The organism is Streptococcus sp. 11273D007BT, from assembly GCF_053547195.1.
This window is the reverse complement of sequence record NZ_JBPWPE010000001.1, coordinates 1,336,054-1,350,181: the sequence shown is the minus strand read 5'-3', so window position 1 is coordinate 1,350,181 and position 14,128 is coordinate 1,336,054. Positions and strand designations below refer to the sequence as shown.

Below are 14,128 nucleotides of genomic sequence, written 5' to 3'. Positions count from 1 at the left end.
AAAAAGATGAAAAACTATATTATGACGCATAAACCTTTCGAATCTGTTACTTCGGATTCCATTTATGTTCCTCTGGTAGTAGGAGCAAATAAGAATATCGTAGAAGAATATGACTTGAAAGACAACTCTTTTGAAGATAATATATCAGATAAAAATTCAAGTTTTTGTGAGTTAACTGGAATGTACTGGATATGGAAACACTCTTCCGAGGATATAGTAGGAATTTCTCATTACAGACGATATTTTACAAAAAATCGCTATATTTTTAGAAAATCTGGAATTTTGTCAGAAATAGATATTAGAAATGATTTGACAAAATATGATGTTATTGTTTCTCTAACCGGTATTAACGAATTTTTAGGACATAAGGCAGGTGAATATTTCAACAAAATTCACGATGCGGAGGTTTGGGAGAATTGTCGCCAAATCATATCGGAAGACTATCCGGAATATTTAAAAGATTTCGAGTGGTTCGAAGACCAAGACAAAGGATATATCTGCAACATGTCCATTATGAAAAAAGAAGTTTACGACGCTTACTGTGACTGGTTATTTGATATATTATTCAAATTAGACAAAACCATTGATTACAGTAAATACGATAATTATAATAAGCGTATGGTTGGCTTTGTTGCGGAAAGATTATTAAATGTCTGGATAAAACATCAAGCATTAAAAGTAAAAGAGTATCCAATCTATTTCACTGAGGATCATTTTATTGATCGTGTTAAAAGAAAATTAGGCTTAACGAAATAACGGTGAATAGCTATAAATACAGTGTTTGAGACTGACATTTAATTGAAAATATGATAAAATATTTAGTGACTAATTATGTGAAAGGTAGGAATACTATGAAAGGTATTATTCTTGCTGGTGGTTCAGGGACACGTTTGTATCCTTTGACGCGTGCTGCTTCTAAGCAGTTGATGCCAGTTTATGACAAACCCATGATCTATTACCCACTCTCAACTTTGATGTTAGCGGGTATTAAGGAGATTTTAATTATTTCAACGCCAACAGACCTACCACGTTTTAAAGATCTTTTGGGCGATGGTTCGGAGTTTGGAATCTCGCTTTCATACGCAGAGCAACCGAGTCCAGATGGACTAGCGCAAGCTTTTATCATTGGTGAGGACTTTATCGGAGATGATAGTGTGGCGCTTATTTTAGGAGATAACATCTATCATGGGGCAGGTTTATCTAACATGTTGCAACGTGCAGCAACTAAGGAAGCTGGTGCCACAGTCTTTGGTTATCAAGTAAAAGACCCAGAACGCTTTGGTGTGGTCGAGTTTGATGAGGAGATGAATGCGATCTCTATTGAAGAAAAGCCTGAACACCCTCGTTCAAATTATGCGGTTACAGGGCTTTACTTCTATGATAATGATGTTGTAGAGATTGCTAAAAATATCAAACCTTCTCCTCGTGGAGAGCTTGAAATCACAGATGTCAACAAAGCTTATCTAGACCGTGGTGATTTATCTGTTGAGCTTATGGGGAGAGGTTTTGCTTGGTTGGATACAGGTACTCATGAAAGTCTTTTGGAGGCGGCTCAGTATATCGAAACGGTTCAACGCTTGCAAAATGTTCAAGTGGCTAACCTTGAAGAAATCGCCTACCGCATGGGTTACATCACAAAAGAACAGGTGCTTGAGCTAGCACAACCGCTTAAGAAAAATGAATACGGACAATATTTGCTCCGTTTGATTGGAGAAGCCTAATGACAGAGAACTTTTTTGGTAAAACACTAGCCGCACGTCCAGTAGAAGCTATTCCAGGGATGTTGGAGTTCGATATTCCAGTCCATGGTGATAACCGTGGGTGGTTTAAAGAAAACTTCCAAAAGGAAAAAATGTTACCGCTTGGTTTCCCAGAGAGCTTTTTTGCAGAAGGGAAACTACAAAATAATGTTTCCTTCTCTCGCAAAAATGTTCTTCGTGGACTTCATGCAGAGCCGTGGGACAAGTACATCTCAGTAGCTGACGAAGGAAAAGTCCTTGGAACTTGGGTTGATCTTCGTGAAGGTGATACTTTTGGAAATACCTACCAAGCCATTATCGATGCGTCAAAAGGGATCTTTGTACCACGTGGTGTGGCAAATGGCTTCCAGGTTTTATCTGATAAGGTAGCTTATAGTTATCTCGTTAATGATTACTGGGCTTTAGAACTCAAGCCTAAGTATGCTTTTGTGAACTACGCAGACCCTAGCCTTGACATCAAATGGGAAAACTTAGCAGAAGCAGAAGTTTCAGAAGCAGATAAAAACCATCCGCTTTTAAAAGATGTGAAACCCTTGAAAAAAGAAGACTTGTAATCTATAATTCCTTTTTAAAAGATGCTTACTGAGCTAGCTAATCCATGTGTTATCGCCGTCGGGATAAGCTCCTGAGTTTAGCTGAGGAGTTAGGGAATCTATAGACTCATAAATGAAAGATGCTAGTCCTCACTACCTAAGGAAACTATCAAAAAAAAAAGAAAAAATTTTTTGGAGAAAAAAATGTCTCAATTTAAAAACATTATCGTAACTGGTGGCGCTGGTTTCATCGGTTCAAACTTCGTACACTACGTTTATAACAACCACCCAGATGTTCATGTAACTGTCTTGGATAAACTCACATATGCAGGAAACAAGGCCAACATCGAAGCTATCCTTGGCGATCGTGTGGAGCTGGTTGTTGGCGACATTGCAGATGCTGAATTGGTTGACAAATTGGCTGCTAAGGCAGATGCCATTGTTCACTATGCGGCAGAAAGCCACAACGACAACTCTCTCAACGACCCAAGTCCATTCATCCATACCAACTTCATCGGTACTTACACTCTTCTTGAAGCGGCTCGTAAATACGACATCCGTTTCCACCATGTATCAACTGACGAAGTGTACGGTGACCTTCCTTTGCGTGAAGATTTGCCAGGTCATGGTGACGGTCCAGGTGAGAAATTTACTGCGGAAACCAACTACAACCCATCATCACCATACTCATCAACCAAGGCTGCTTCAGACTTGATCGTAAAAGCATGGGTGCGTTCATTTGGTGTTAAAGCAACCATTTCAAACTGTTCAAACAACTATGGTCCATACCAACACATTGAGAAATTTATCCCACGCCAAATTACCAACATCTTGGCAGGTATCAAACCAAAACTTTACGGTGAAGGTAAAAACGTCCGTGACTGGATTCACACTAATGACCACTCGACTGGTGTTTGGGCAATCTTGACAAAAGGCCGTATGGGTGAAACTTACCTCATCGGTGCTGACGGTGAGAAGAATAACAAAGAAGTGCTTGAATTGATCCTTGAAAAAATGGGTCAACCAAAAGATGCCTACGACCACGTGACTGACCGTGCAGGACACGATTTGCGTTATGCTATTGACGCAAGTAAACTCCGTGATGAGCTAGGCTGGACGCCACAATTCACAGACTTCTCTCAAGGTTTGGAAGAAACTATCCAGTGGTACACTGATAACCAAGATTGGTGGAAAGCTGAAAAAGAAGCTGTTGAAGCCAACTACGCTAAAACACAAGAAGTACTAAACAAATAAGAAAAAGGCAGATTTTCTGTCTTTTTTCTTGCCATAGGATATAAAGTATGATAGTATAATAATGTTGACTATATGCACACCCTGTGCAACCGCACGACAATCGTCACTAAGTAGAGCAATCTCACGATTTTAGGCGAGTCTTCACACGAGATTTATCTCGATTATTTATATTTTTATAGGAGGTGCATAATGAGCACATACGCAATCATTAAAACTGGCGGTAAACAAGTTAAAGTTGAAGTAGATCAAGTTATCTACGTTGAAAAACTTGATGTTGAAGCAGGAGCAGAAGTAACTTTTGATCAAGTTGTTCTTGTTGGTGGTGAAAAAACAGTTGTAGGTACACCACTTGTTGAAGGCGCTACTGTTGTTGGAACTGTTGAAAAACAAGGAAAACAAAAGAAAGTTGTAACTTACAAATACAAACCTAAAAAAGGTAGCCACCGTAAACAAGGTCACCGTCAACCTTATACAAAAGTTGTTATTAAAGCGATCAACGCTTAATAACACGTGGAATACTCAGTATTTCAGTTAGATAAGTTTACTTATCACACCAAATTAACTACGAGAGGAAATTGAGATTATGTTAAAAATGAATCTTGCTAACTTGCAACTTATGGCCCACAAAAAAGGTGGAGGTTCAACATCAAACGGACGTGATTCACAAGCTAAACGCCTTGGTGCTAAAGCTGCTGATGGTCAAACTGTAACAGGTGGATCAATCCTTTACCGTCAACGTGGAACACACATCTATCCAGGTGTAAACGTTGGTCGTGGTGGAGATGATACACTTTTTGCTAAAGTTGAAGGTGTTGTTCGTTTCGAACGTAAAGGACGCGATAAAAAACAAGTATCTGTTTATCCAATCGCAAAATAAGTCTGAAAACGGCTTAACAATAGGCTTTCCGAGATTTCGGAAGGCCTGTTTTTTTGTTTTGGTACCCATTTTGGTACCCATATTTTAAAATCCAATGTAGGAAGCGAACTTATCAGCAACTTCATTCTTTGCTTTTTGAGTGACATGGGCATAGATGTCCATGGTGGTTTGGATGTTCTCATGTCCCAATCTTTCCTGGACTTCTTTGATGGTAGCACCGGCTTCAAAGAGTAGGGAGCAGTGGGTATGTCGGAAACCATGAGGAGTGATCCTTTTGAAATCTGGGTGTTTTCTCCAGACACGGTTAAGCATGTTATTAACGTGGACAATACTTTTTGGATTGCCGTCCTCATTTTTGAAAAGCAGTCCCTTTGTGCTGCATTTTTTCCACTCTTTTAGAATTTTTACTGTTTGAGGATCCAGAGAGATTGTTCTGGCACTCTTTTTTGTCTTTGGGGTCTGGAATATCGTTTTGTTGTTTTCGCCCTTAGCAAGCGTTTTATTGACTTTTAATTGTGCAGCCTTTAAGTCTATATCAGACCAACTTAATCCACCAACTTCGTTTTTTCTCATTCCAGTAAAGGCTAGCAGGCGAAAGAATGTCAACATCTCTGGGTCTTCCATCTTTTCTACAATCGAAAAGAACTCTCTTAGTTCATCTTTATTGTAAAATTGCTCCAGTTCATCCTTATCCTTTTTTTGCCGTTTTGGTTTTAGTGTTTTTCTCATTGGATTGCTTTCGATTAGCTCCATTGAGATAGCATAATCAAAGATTTGGTTTGCTATGCTGATGATTCCGGAAAATCGTTTGTATTCATCAGCCCATTTATTGACCTGAGATTGACACATTGTGAGAGTAATCTTATTAACGGCTTTATCTCCAAAAATAGGAAGGATGAGCCTATCTGCTTTGTCTATCTGACTGACAAATGTGGACTCTTTGACAGTGTTCTTGTAATGTTCCTTCCAAACTTCATAGACTTGTCGAAAAGTGGTAGTGACGTTCCTGGAACGGAAGGTCTTCTTTTCATATTCGGTCAGGCATTTTGCTTCAGCAAGCCTTGCTTCACGTTCGGTTTTGAATCCTCGCCGTTTGGTAATAATCTTTTTCCCAGTCAATGGATCTAAACCATGGTAAGCTTTGAAATAATAAGCAGTAGAATCACCTTTTTTATATTGACCAATCATTGTCATTTACCTCATTTTCTGTTAAAATGGGTATAGTAAAGAGGCCTCCGGAAATGGTGGTTTTCTAGACTATACTAGCTAAGTTCTACACTCAAATTTTGGCGAAGGCGAGTGTAGGACTTTTTTTTATTTTTCGTTAAGTTTTTTCAACTCATCAATAATCTGCTGATTCTGGCTAATCAAAATCCAGTTTTGTTCAACTAAGGCTGACAAGTAACTGACTTTGGCTTGTTCCTCCACTTTAGCAAAGCTCAAGGCTAAACCAGCTTTTGCCAAACCATTCCCAGCCAGGTCATTGATGACTTTTTCAACTTGTCCAAAACTTTCTTCAGAAAGATTTGTAACGCCACGTTCCTCCAAATAGATTTCAGCTCGTGATTTTTTAGGTTCTTTTTCTTTTTTACCACCAAATAGTCCCATGATCTTTATCCTTTCTTATTATCCAATTCTTTTGCTTTTACCAAACGTTTTTGAAGACTTTCAATTTTTGAAGTGCTCCAGTTTATTTCAGGACGTTCATCAAAGTAAGCAAGTCCTATTTCAATCAACTTGATTTCTGATTTATAATCTTTTTCTTTTCGATAAATTTTAGCTAAATAATCAACTCCTCCTGGAGTGTAGAAATAATATTTTTCCATTGCTTCCTGAAGGCCAGCCTTTGCAGCTTCAAAGTCTTTGTTCTTATAATCAACAATTGCATTGTGTTGGTGAACAAACCCTATAATTTGCTCGATTGGTTCAGGTTCAATTCCAGCATCAATTTGTTTTTTTGATTCACGTCGATACCGTTTTAACCTCTCATTGAGGTCAATCTTATAATTAGGATCTCCGTATTTGTTTGGATTGTCAGGTTGTTCTTTATTTGCCAAAGATTTTATCTCTGTTTTTTTAGGAACGGTTTTAGGTTTCAAAAAATCAAAAATTCCCATTTATTCCCCCTTCAAATACAACCCCAACTTAGGAGCTTGAAAAATCTGTTGGCCACCTTTGCGATAGTCCAGGACAAATTTAAGTGAATAACTTTGACTGTATCCGACAGTGTGTGTCAAGAAATCCATCAGTCGATTATGTAGAGCTGGATTGCTGATGTCTGTTTCTTTTTGCAAATCTAAGAAAGTCATCTTACTTTGAAAAGCCTTACTTAGTCGTTCATCTGATAAGTAGAGTATGGATGCCACTGTGTCAGCTTCCTGCTCCAAAGCTAGTAACTCCGGAGGGTAATTTCCAACCATTTTGTCCGTGGCTAGAGAAAGATAAATACTGTCACTCTGTCTTTGTTCTAAATGACAAAAGATATGACTAAGTTCATGAAGGATAGTAAAGATAATTCTGCCCTTAGTAGCCTTTCTTTGACTGATTGAAACAACGAAGCGATTTCTTTCTATATCGGGGTAAGTCATTCCTGCACAATTATCGCATAGATAGCGTTCCTGATATGAGAAAATCTGGTTTTTGACCAAATTCTTGTATCTGATTTCTTTGTTTGTTGGAATTGCTGGCGGTAATTCTGGATATTGGGCACCGAACTCATCAAAATCATAAAAATTGAAGATGATTGGATAGTTTTCTTCAAAGTAGGAAATGATATTTGTATGAGTTAGATCAGCCAAAGGTTTTTCAAAATATCTGGCAGCCTTATTTAGAATTTGGTAGGCTGTTTCTTTGTATTTGAGAAATTCTTGACGTGTTAATCTTTGTTTCAATAGACATCACCTACTCCCAATTTGAATCATCTTCAATCAATGCTCTAGCTGTATTCATAAGCCCTTTTAGTGCAGTAGTAAATTTGATTACATCTGCTTCAGACATCCCACTTGTTTCTTTTCGGAACATAACTAGTGCTTGTTCTTCCAGCGGATTTATGGCAGGAGCTTGACCTTCTTGAGCAATGTTTGGATTATTTGTTCTGCCTAACAAGTAATCTGTACTAACATTGAAATAGTCAGCCACTACCTTCAGTTTTTCAGGTTTTGGAGAACTGTTTTTCCAAGAATATAGAGAATTTCTGGAAAATCCGATTCTTTCTTCCAAAGTATTTAAAGAAATCCCTTGCTTTTTACAGAGTTCTTTAACGAGTTCAAACGTTGGAAACATTGTTTTATCAACCTTTCTAGGCATGACAAAAAATATTTTAAAAAACTTTGTAAAAATCCTTGACAGATTTTAAAGAGTTCTGTAAAATAGTTTTTGTAAATAAGTTACAACTAAAAAAACAACTAAGCAAACAAATGTTAATCTTGTTTTGGCGAACGGGATTTAATGTCTTGTTAGTGTTCTTTGTTATGCTTTAATTCTACAAAGTTCTTTAAAAACTGTCAAGTATTTTATAAAGAAAAGTTTAAAAATTTAGTTGTTTCTTGTTTACAAGTTCTTTGACAACTGAATAGCGATATGGTAATATTAAGGGGAAGTAGGAAGTTGCACTGCGGTATTCATCGTAGCAACACTAAAAACCCCCAGTATTGCCGTACTGGGGGTTTTTTGTTAGCTCTGCTAACAAAGCACTACTTATCATCTTTATCTAGCCATTTTTCAATGGCAATGAGAATGATACCGACCAAGATTGGTGAGTAGGAAGTCACACATTGGCATTCACCTCCTTCCCTGGCGGTATAGGAGTGCCGACCCTAATTATATCATATTGCTATTCAGTTCAAAAGGTAGTTCTTTGACAACTGAATAGAAACGTGGTTATGATACTTTTTTATGAAGTTATAGATGTATTGAAGCTTATTGCAAAAAGAACTGATACTATCTTTTGACTTTTGAGAAAACTTATCGTATAATTTAGGGGAATCGAGTAGTTTGCACAATCGTGCCAAACAGAAAGCCCCTAAGTTGTTCCAGCAACCTAGGGGCTTTTTTCTGGGTTAGAGACACTAACCGTGTGAGCTACTCATCGAAGTAATCGTCTAACCAACGATGTACCAGCCATTCAACAGCTGCGACAAGTGCTATTTCGAGTAATTTACACATATCCGCTACCTTCCTTTCTAAGGCGGTATCGTTAGTGCCATTTAATATTATACCACGTTTCTATCAGTTTGATAGGAGCGTTTTTTTATTTACAGATTTTAGAAGAAGGAGGAGCATTTATGCCTGATATTGCTAATGGCCGTGAAAAAGTTGTTTCTTTTCTTAAGGAAAAGGGCATTAAAAAAGTTACTTTGGCAGTAGCCTATGGCTACAAACGACAAGAAGTGACTAATATTCTAAATGGGACAACAAAAGGTCCGAGAGCAAATAGTTTCATTCTTCAGGTCATTGAAGATTATGGAATTGAATAAAGAAAAGGAACTGACAGCGTCAGCCCCTTAACAAAAAATACTAACTACATTATATCACAAGATGGAGGTAAGTATGAACATCCTAAGTGAAGAATTTGAATCAGGAATTAGGATGGTGGTCAAGGATCAGTTCAAAGAATCCTTTACCGAGTTCCTGGAACGCGAATCTGATGGTAGAGGTTGGCTATCTATAAGTAAAGCGGCCCACCATGCTTGCGTGAGCGATAATACCATTCGGAAGTGGCTAAGAGAAGGACTCAATCTATATCAGATTGATGGTACCAAACGGATAAAAAAATCGGAACTAGATGAATACATAGAAAGTCATCTAGTTGTCTAAGAAAGGAATATTTAGATGTTTAACAAAAAGAAAAAATTGCAGAAGTCATTCAATGACATCAACAACCACATTGATAGTCTGGCACTATCTGACCAAGAAAAGCGGAACCTAAAAGGCTTGTTGCTCAATATCAAAATTAGAACAGGAGTAGCCTGATGAAAGAAACAGTTGAAATTAGTGTTGAAGAATATATTCAACTTCGGAATAGAGTAAACGACTTACAGACAGAAAATCGGTTTTTGAGAACGATTGTTGATTCTGTGGTAGTTGTGATGAGAAATAGTGGGATGGTGAGGTAAGAAGATGACGCAAGCGGAACGCATTAGGGAATATTATAAACAACATCCAGCTGCTAGCTATGATGAAGTGGCTGAAGCACTCAAAACATCAAATAGTAATGTACGGGCAAACGTGTCTAAAGACATCAAGGCTGGACGGTGTGTCCGCTTGGAAGATAAGTCATTGGACTACTCGATGCACTACATCAAGAATGAAGCATTAGCAGACCTAATCAACTGGAAGAATGACACCAGGAGGGAGTGGGTCGATATGCTGACAAGAGCAGCAGAAAAAGAAACAGATAACAATACCATGCGATTGCTTATCAAAGAAGCTAATAAACTAATGAAAGAGGTAACGGAATAATGACTAGAAATAAGTTGTCAGATTTGAATGATCATCTTTTCATGGCATTGGAGCGTTTGGGAGATGAAGATTTAAAAGGTGAAGATTTAGACCAAGAAATTGAACATTCGAAAGCATTGACCACGGTTGCTGGAAAGATTATTGATAACGGCCGTTTGATACTTGATGCTCAAAAAACAGCTGCTGAATACAACGGTCGTCAAAGTGTGAATTTGGAGTTGCTGAATGGCTAGATTGTTAACCGATGAGCAACATGAATATTTTGTACGAGTTCAAAAAGGAAGAAGTGCCAAGGAAGTTGCTAAGGTAATGAATGATCAGTTCGGGGTCTGTTTAAATGCCAATCAGATCAAAAACTACAGAAGAAATCATGGACTGAAGAGTGGGTTGACAGGTCATTTTGAGAAAGGACAGATTCCGCATAACAAGGGGAAGAAGTATCCTAATATACCAACAAACAGCGGTCAATTTCAAAAAGGCAACAAGCCTCCAAATTGGGTGCCGGTTGGAACGATTCGATATACCACAGATGGATATCCGAAGAAAAAAATTGCTGAACCGAATATTTGGAAACGAATGCATCGTAAAGTTTGGGAAGAATACTACGGACCTATTCCAAGCGGTCATGCAGTTGTGTTTTTGAATGGCGACAAGACCAATTGGGATATTTCAAATCTTGCTTGTTTATCTAAGAACGAAATAGTTAGGATGAACCAAGATGGTTTATTCGCGTCCGATGCAGACTTAACAAAAGTTGGTATTGGTTATACGAAACTAAAAAATAAAATTATTGAGGTAAAAAGAAATGGCTAGTATTTATGAACTAACTGGAATCTTTAAGCAGATTGCAGAAATGGAAGGTATTGATGAAGAAACCAAGCTGGATACGCTTGAATCTATTGACTGGACGGAACAGTTTGAAGAAAAGGTTGAAAACACTGTCAAGGTCATCAAGAACAAAGAAGCTGAGAAGAAACAGCTCAAAGAAGAAATTGACCGTCTGACTGCTCGTTACAAATCAATTGATAATGACATCACACGACTCAAAACAGGGTTGCAAGGTGCATTTGAAATCACTGGACATGAAAAAGTCAAGACTTTGCTATTTACCGTGAGCTTGGCCAACAATCAACCATCTGTGGTTGTAGATGAAGATCTGCTGCCTAAGAAATATTTTATTCAAACATTGAAACCAGACAAGACAGCTATCAAAGAGTTACTGAAAGCTGGTAAGAAGGTCAAGGGTGCAGTGATGCAAGAAAGTAGAAGTTTGAGGATTAGATGATGAAGATACTAGCCATTGATCCGTCATCTAATAAAATCAAGACCTCGACAACTGGGATTGTCTTGCTGGATAATGCAAGGCTGGTTGATAGTTGGGTGGTGTCCTATGGGATGAAAGGTTTTGCTGATTGGTTTCATAAAGTTGGGAATAACCTAGAAATTGACACAGTTGTCATTGAACAGTTTGAAGCTAGGGACAATGACAAGTCAAAAGATAATTCAGTTCTTGAAACGATTGCCTATATCCAGCTTTGCTATCCGGATGCAGTGCTCCAGCGGAATGCAGGGTATAAGTCGGACATTCCGGATGATTTGTTGAAAGTGCTCAACCTTTGGAAGTTCCAGAAATCACATCACCAGGACATCAGAGCAGCTGCAAGGCTGGGTCTATTCTGGGCTATGCGCAATGATATTGAAGAAGTTGTTAAGGATATTGGGAAGGTGGTGAGTGAGCATAGGAATCACGCATAAAAAATGGAAACCTATTGTCGGTTATGAAGGTTACTATGAAATATCAAATTTTGGCAATGTCAGAAGTTGTGAAAGACTAGTCAATCACGGCTTGGGAAGTGGTGTCAGAAAATTAAAATCAAAAATAATAACCCCATGGAATGATAATCACGGTTATCAGGTTGTTTCTCTTAGTAAGTCTGGAAAGGTGAAAAAATATAAAGTCCACAGACTTGTAGCAGAAGCGTTCATCCCAAACCCTGATAACAAACCAACAATAAACCATATCAACGAAATTAGAAATGATAATCATGTTGCCAATCTTGAATGGGCTACTTACCAAGAAAATAATAATCATGGCAGTCGCAATCAAAGGGTTTCAATAACTTTGAGTAAAGCAGTCGTGCAACTTGATAAGTCAGGGAATGAGCTTGCCATTTTTGATAACATTCAGGATGCTAGTTCAGCAACTGGAGTTCATGCAGCTAATATCAAGAGTTGCCTTCACCACGCTAACAGAATATTAGCGGGTGGATTTAGATGGAGGTATAAAACTTGACAAAAATTGTATTAAGAAAATGGCAAAAGGAGGCAGTTTCCAGATCTTCAAGATTAACAAATGGTATTTTTCTTGAAGCTCTGGGAGGTTAGGTCGCGGAAAAACAATCTGTGCCCTTGAAATTTGCAAACACAAACAAGCAAAGGTTGTTGTCATTGTCAATAACCGCTTGTCTATCTTGGACGGTTGGATGGAGACAATCTCTCGTGGTGGTTATGATAGGGAGATGGCTTTCAAGGTTATCACAGATAGGAAGTTGCAGGACCTGGTCAAAAAAGGGAAGCTGCATTGTGACGTTCTGATCATTGACGAATGGCAGAATATGTCATCGGACAAGAATGTCACTGCCTATGCCAAAATCAAGCGGTCTTATACAATTGGGCTTTCTGCAACTCCAGTCAGAAAGAGAGGACTGAATTTCTATCCGCTCGAAAGAGTCATCTTTGGCCAGGCTAAGCCGAATAACAAATTTGATTGGCAGAAGGTCCACGGAAAAATGGTCTATGATGCGTATGCTTATTCAAAAGAAAAATGGCAGGACTTTTTAGACTATGATACCTATGTCAATAACTTACCAAACTTTTTCCGCTGGGAAGAGATTGAAGAAATTGAGAACGCAACAGAAAACAACGGTTTTGAAACCAAGTTTTATCCAGTAACAGTTGAGGCTGGCAACCCTGAACTGTTAGCAGAGTTTAGACGGCTGAACCTGGTCACAGTCGAAGGCGACACGGCAATGGCCAAGCAGTCATTTGGTCGCAAGACCTTTGAACAGTATTTGAATCAAACGGGTGTAGCTGTTGATTTTCCAAAGCTAAAACCAGTCAATGCAGACACACCGCTCATGCTCAAGCTAGATGGTTTGATAGAGAGGGCACCACATGACATGCTAATTGTCAGCAAGTCAAAGCAGATTGTCAATGTCATTCATGAGCGACACCCTGACCTTGGTATTTGGACAGGGGATGTCAAAGAGGGACTTGATAAGCAGATTGTAGTTGCTACCAGTCAAGTCCTTGGAGTTGGCGTGGACGGCCTGCAACACAAATACCAAACTATCGTTGTGCTGGATCCAGTAGATGAGTCTTCTGGTGAGTATGATGACTACCGCCAATTGCTCTGGCGGATAACAGGAAGTCGTCAACAGCATGATGTGAATGTGATTGAATTTTATTACAAGGAGAAGTAGATGTTTAAACTACCAGCAAACAAACCACAGGTCCCTGTGGACACACCACGGAATTTCTTTTTCTACGGTGCAACCATGAGTGGGAAGTCCTACTTGGCTAATGAGTTTCCAAATCCAATTATCTTAAACACGGACGGAAACGCAAGCGCCAATAATGTACCAGCGATCCAGTTGGTCAATGAGAAAGACCAGTCAGGACGCATTACCAAGTCAGTGATTGAGCAGTTGAGCGAAATCTTATTGGCTTTGCAAACGCAGAAACACACATATGAAACTGTAGTAGTTGATGTGATTGATGATGTGATTGACATGATCAAGATTGCAGTATGTGGGCATTTCGGAGTTAAGGCGCTTTCTGAAGTACCTTACGGAAAGGCTAGTGATTATTTTAATCAAGCACTAACAGAATTGGTCATAGATCTTAAGTCATTACCTGTCAATGTTATCTATATCAGTCGTGAAGTAAGTATCTATGATGAAAAAGGGAAAGTGATAGAAAAAGTCCCTAGTTTGAAAGAAAAATATGTCAATCTTATCAATGGTAACTCAGACTTGATGATTCGGACTGAAAAACTTGGTAACAACTACAACCGGGAAGTGGTTCGAAAACGGAAGACTTACAAATCTGATCAGATTGACGACAAGGCAATTTTGAAGATTTTACAAACCATTGACGGTGCTGTCGTTATGACTAGCAAACCAACCAAAACTAAACCAGCAGAGAAAAAACAGGAAACAGCTGCTGAAGAAGATATTTTTTAA

General features: G+C 38.6%; 22 protein-coding genes, 1 pseudogene and 1 other annotated feature. Of the genes and pseudogenes, 18 read left to right on the top strand and 5 right to left on the bottom strand.

Annotation, left to right across the window (positions count from 1 at the left end; genetic code table 11):
* The first annotated feature begins 6 nt into the window (after window positions 1-6).
* From ACEE75_RS06935 to rpmA, 6 genes are all read left to right on the top strand, one after another.
* Window positions 7-756: a DUF4422 domain-containing protein gene (locus tag ACEE75_RS06935; RefSeq protein ID WP_447574174.1), complete on the top strand. Its 750-nt coding sequence runs from the start codon at window positions 7-9 to the stop codon at window positions 754-756.
* A 95-nt stretch (window positions 757-851) separates the two neighbouring features.
* Complete coding sequence (rfbA, locus tag ACEE75_RS06930) at window positions 852-1,721, top strand: glucose-1-phosphate thymidylyltransferase RfbA (protein WP_447574175.1); 870 nt, start codon at window positions 852-854, stop codon at window positions 1,719-1,721.
* Window positions 1,721-2,314, top strand: a complete 594-nt coding sequence (locus ACEE75_RS06925) for a dTDP-4-dehydrorhamnose 3,5-epimerase family protein (protein ID WP_447574176.1) — start codon at window positions 1,721-1,723, stop codon at window positions 2,312-2,314. The genes rfbA and ACEE75_RS06925 overlap by 1 nt, the downstream gene beginning before the upstream one ends.
* 183 nt (window positions 2,315-2,497) lie before the next feature.
* Window positions 2,498-3,547 carry a dTDP-glucose 4,6-dehydratase gene (gene rfbB / locus ACEE75_RS06920; protein WP_447574177.1) on the top strand — a complete coding sequence of 350 codons (1,050 nt, stop codon included), beginning with the start codon at window positions 2,498-2,500 and terminating at the stop codon, window positions 3,545-3,547.
* A gap of 77 nt (window positions 3,548-3,624) precedes the next feature.
* Window positions 3,625-3,698, top strand: a sequence feature (ribosomal protein L21 leader region).
* Window positions 3,699-3,736: 38 nt separating this feature from the next.
* Entirely contained in the window at window positions 3,737-4,051 is a 315-nt protein-coding gene (gene rplU, locus ACEE75_RS06915; RefSeq protein WP_354367973.1) for a 50S ribosomal protein L21, read from the top strand.
* A 79-nt stretch (window positions 4,052-4,130) separates the two neighbouring features.
* Window positions 4,131-4,424: a 50S ribosomal protein L27 gene (gene rpmA, locus ACEE75_RS06910; RefSeq protein WP_354367975.1), complete on the top strand. Its 294-nt coding sequence runs from the start codon at window positions 4,131-4,133 to the stop codon at window positions 4,422-4,424.
* A gap of 84 nt (window positions 4,425-4,508) precedes the next feature.
* Here rpmA and ACEE75_RS06905 read toward each other — a convergent pair whose 3' ends face one another.
* The 5 genes from ACEE75_RS06905 to ACEE75_RS06885 form a co-directional block, all read right to left on the bottom strand.
* Window positions 4,509-5,612, bottom strand: a complete 1,104-nt coding sequence (locus ACEE75_RS06905; RefSeq protein WP_449173638.1) for a tyrosine-type recombinase/integrase — start codon at window positions 5,610-5,612, stop codon at window positions 4,509-4,511.
* Window positions 5,613-5,738: 126 nt separating this feature from the next.
* Window positions 5,739-6,032, bottom strand: a complete 294-nt coding sequence (locus ACEE75_RS06900; protein ID WP_336385362.1) for a hypothetical protein — start codon at window positions 6,030-6,032, stop codon at window positions 5,739-5,741.
* A gap of 5 nt (window positions 6,033-6,037) precedes the next feature.
* Entirely contained in the window at window positions 6,038-6,541 is a 504-nt protein-coding gene (locus tag ACEE75_RS06895; protein ID WP_449173610.1) for a hypothetical protein, read from the bottom strand.
* On the bottom strand, window positions 6,542-7,315 hold the full coding sequence (locus tag ACEE75_RS06890; protein ID WP_449173609.1) for an ImmA/IrrE family metallo-endopeptidase: 774 nt from the start codon (window positions 7,313-7,315) through the stop codon (window positions 6,542-6,544).
* 10 nt (window positions 7,316-7,325) lie between these two features.
* A complete protein-coding gene (locus ACEE75_RS06885) occupies window positions 7,326-7,706 on the bottom strand; it encodes a helix-turn-helix domain-containing protein (RefSeq protein ID WP_449173637.1) in 381 nt (126 codons plus the stop codon).
* Between the two features lie 1,001 nt (window positions 7,707-8,707).
* Between ACEE75_RS06885 and ACEE75_RS06880 the strand changes: the two genes are divergently transcribed.
* From ACEE75_RS06880 to ACEE75_RS06825, 12 genes and pseudogenes are all read left to right on the top strand, one after another.
* A complete protein-coding gene (locus tag ACEE75_RS06880) occupies window positions 8,708-8,899 on the top strand; it encodes a DNA-binding protein (protein WP_044474199.1) in 192 nt (63 codons plus the stop codon).
* Between the two features lie 73 nt (window positions 8,900-8,972).
* The gene (locus ACEE75_RS06875) at window positions 8,973-9,239 is read left to right on the top strand and encodes a helix-turn-helix domain-containing protein (protein ID WP_449173608.1); all 267 of its coding nucleotides are present in this window, start codon (window positions 8,973-8,975) and stop codon (window positions 9,237-9,239) included.
* Between the two features lie 15 nt (window positions 9,240-9,254).
* Entirely contained in the window at window positions 9,255-9,395 is a 141-nt protein-coding gene (locus ACEE75_RS06870; protein WP_449173607.1) for a hypothetical protein, read from the top strand.
* Window positions 9,395-9,538 carry a hypothetical protein gene (locus ACEE75_RS06865; protein WP_449173606.1) on the top strand — a complete coding sequence of 48 codons (144 nt, stop codon included), beginning with the start codon at window positions 9,395-9,397 and terminating at the stop codon, window positions 9,536-9,538. Before ACEE75_RS06870 ends, ACEE75_RS06865 begins: the two co-directional genes overlap by 1 nt.
* A gap of 4 nt (window positions 9,539-9,542) precedes the next feature.
* Window positions 9,543-9,884: a hypothetical protein gene (locus tag ACEE75_RS06860; RefSeq protein WP_013730169.1), complete on the top strand. Its 342-nt coding sequence runs from the start codon at window positions 9,543-9,545 to the stop codon at window positions 9,882-9,884.
* Window positions 9,884-10,117: a hypothetical protein gene (locus ACEE75_RS06855; RefSeq protein WP_449173605.1), complete on the top strand. Its 234-nt coding sequence runs from the start codon at window positions 9,884-9,886 to the stop codon at window positions 10,115-10,117. The genes ACEE75_RS06860 and ACEE75_RS06855 overlap by 1 nt, the downstream gene beginning before the upstream one ends.
* Window positions 10,110-10,697: an HNH endonuclease signature motif containing protein gene (locus ACEE75_RS06850; protein WP_449173604.1), complete on the top strand. Its 588-nt coding sequence runs from the start codon at window positions 10,110-10,112 to the stop codon at window positions 10,695-10,697. Before ACEE75_RS06855 ends, ACEE75_RS06850 begins: the two co-directional genes overlap by 8 nt.
* On the top strand, window positions 10,690-11,169 hold the full coding sequence (locus ACEE75_RS06845; RefSeq protein ID WP_449173603.1) for a siphovirus Gp157 family protein: 480 nt from the start codon (window positions 10,690-10,692) through the stop codon (window positions 11,167-11,169). The genes ACEE75_RS06850 and ACEE75_RS06845 overlap by 8 nt, the downstream gene beginning before the upstream one ends.
* Entirely contained in the window at window positions 11,169-11,639 is a 471-nt protein-coding gene (locus ACEE75_RS06840; protein ID WP_449173636.1) for a hypothetical protein, read from the top strand. The genes ACEE75_RS06845 and ACEE75_RS06840 overlap by 1 nt, the downstream gene beginning before the upstream one ends.
* Window positions 11,617-12,177 (top strand): NUMOD4 domain-containing protein, encoded by a 561-nt coding sequence (locus ACEE75_RS06835; protein WP_449173602.1) that lies wholly within the window; start codon window positions 11,617-11,619, stop codon window positions 12,175-12,177. The genes ACEE75_RS06840 and ACEE75_RS06835 overlap by 23 nt, the downstream gene beginning before the upstream one ends.
* Window positions 12,174-13,366 (top strand): annotated as a pseudogene (locus ACEE75_RS06830) (DEAD/DEAH box helicase family protein). Before ACEE75_RS06835 ends, ACEE75_RS06830 begins: the two are co-directional and overlap by 4 nt.
* Window positions 13,367-14,128, top strand: coding sequence for an AAA family ATPase (locus tag ACEE75_RS06825; RefSeq protein ID WP_449173601.1), 762 nt, complete (start codon window positions 13,367-13,369; stop codon window positions 14,126-14,128). It abuts the pseudogene before it with no gap.

Bases quoted from the DNA above. Each gene is read 5' to 3' on its own strand.
- ACEE75_RS06935 (WP_447574174.1), top strand. From the start codon at position 7: ATGAAAAACTATATTATGACGCATAAACCTTTCGAATCTGTTACTTCG.
- rfbA (WP_447574175.1), top strand. From the start codon at position 852: ATGAAAGGTATTATTCTTGCTGGTGGTTCAGGGACACGTTTGTATCCT.
- ACEE75_RS06925 (WP_447574176.1), top strand. From the start codon at position 1,721: ATGACAGAGAACTTTTTTGGTAAAACACTAGCCGCACGTCCAGTAGAA.
- rfbB (WP_447574177.1), top strand. From the start codon at position 2,498: ATGTCTCAATTTAAAAACATTATCGTAACTGGTGGCGCTGGTTTCATC.
- rplU (WP_354367973.1), top strand. From the start codon at position 3,737: ATGAGCACATACGCAATCATTAAAACTGGCGGTAAACAAGTTAAAGTT.
- rpmA (WP_354367975.1), top strand. From the start codon at position 4,131: ATGTTAAAAATGAATCTTGCTAACTTGCAACTTATGGCCCACAAAAAA.
- ACEE75_RS06905 (WP_449173638.1), bottom strand. From the start codon at position 5,612: ATGATTGGTCAATATAAAAAAGGTGATTCTACTGCTTATTATTTCAAA.
- ACEE75_RS06900 (WP_336385362.1), bottom strand. From the start codon at position 6,032: ATGGGACTATTTGGTGGTAAAAAAGAAAAAGAACCTAAAAAATCACGA.
- ACEE75_RS06895 (WP_449173610.1), bottom strand. From the start codon at position 6,541: ATGGGAATTTTTGATTTTTTGAAACCTAAAACCGTTCCTAAAAAAACA.
- ACEE75_RS06885 (WP_449173637.1), bottom strand. From the start codon at position 7,706: ATGTTTCCAACGTTTGAACTCGTTAAAGAACTCTGTAAAAAGCAAGGG.
- ACEE75_RS06880 (WP_044474199.1), top strand. From the start codon at position 8,708: ATGCCTGATATTGCTAATGGCCGTGAAAAAGTTGTTTCTTTTCTTAAG.
- ACEE75_RS06875 (WP_449173608.1), top strand. From the start codon at position 8,973: ATGAACATCCTAAGTGAAGAATTTGAATCAGGAATTAGGATGGTGGTC.
- ACEE75_RS06870 (WP_449173607.1), top strand. From the start codon at position 9,255: ATGTTTAACAAAAAGAAAAAATTGCAGAAGTCATTCAATGACATCAAC.
- ACEE75_RS06865 (WP_449173606.1), top strand. From the start codon at position 9,395: ATGAAAGAAACAGTTGAAATTAGTGTTGAAGAATATATTCAACTTCGG.
- ACEE75_RS06860 (WP_013730169.1), top strand. From the start codon at position 9,543: ATGACGCAAGCGGAACGCATTAGGGAATATTATAAACAACATCCAGCT.
- ACEE75_RS06855 (WP_449173605.1), top strand. From the start codon at position 9,884: ATGACTAGAAATAAGTTGTCAGATTTGAATGATCATCTTTTCATGGCA.
- ACEE75_RS06850 (WP_449173604.1), top strand. From the start codon at position 10,110: ATGGCTAGATTGTTAACCGATGAGCAACATGAATATTTTGTACGAGTT.
- ACEE75_RS06845 (WP_449173603.1), top strand. From the start codon at position 10,690: ATGGCTAGTATTTATGAACTAACTGGAATCTTTAAGCAGATTGCAGAA.
- ACEE75_RS06840 (WP_449173636.1), top strand. From the start codon at position 11,169: ATGAAGATACTAGCCATTGATCCGTCATCTAATAAAATCAAGACCTCG.
- ACEE75_RS06825 (WP_449173601.1), top strand. From the start codon at position 13,367: ATGTTTAAACTACCAGCAAACAAACCACAGGTCCCTGTGGACACACCA.